1 protein-coding gene is annotated in these 460 nt (G+C 71.1%); it reads left to right on the top strand.

The genetic code is table 11. The features are described 5' to 3' along the window. A partial coding sequence (locus LPA54_RS38210) for an aldo/keto reductase (RefSeq protein WP_228984981.1) occupies positions 1–460 on the top strand: 460 nt, incomplete at both ends.

Genomic DNA, 460 nt, shown 5'->3' with positions numbered 1-460 from the left:
TGGAGTACGTGGACATCTTCTACTCGCACCGGCTGGACGCCACCACGCCGCTCGAGGAGACCATGGGCGCCCTGGACACCGCGGTGCGCCTGGGCAAGGCGCTGTACGTCGGCATCTCCTCGTACGACGCCGAGCGCAGCCGTCAGGCCGCGGAGATCCTGCGCGACCTGGGCACCCCGCTGCTGATCCACCAGCCGTCGTACAACATGCTGAACCGCTGGATCGAGACGGACGGGCTGCTGGACGTGGCCGACGAGGAGGGTTTTGGAGTCATCGGGTTCACCGCCCTGGCGCAGGGGCTGCTCACCGGGCGCTACCTCGACGGCGTGCCGCAGGACTCGCGGGCCGCGGCGGGCACCTCGTTCGACGCGGGCTGGCTGACGGACGACATGCTGCGCAGGCTGCGGGCGCTGAACGGCATCGCGGCCCGGCGCGGGCAGACCCTGGCGCAGATGGCGCT

Origin of the sequence: Streptomyces sp. DH12, assembly GCF_020873895.1 — a bacterium.
Classification (GTDB): Bacteria; Actinomycetota; Actinomycetes; order Streptomycetales; family Streptomycetaceae; genus Streptomyces.
Note: the sequence above shows the minus strand (reverse complement) of the source record. Positions and strands in the feature narration are given on the sequence as shown.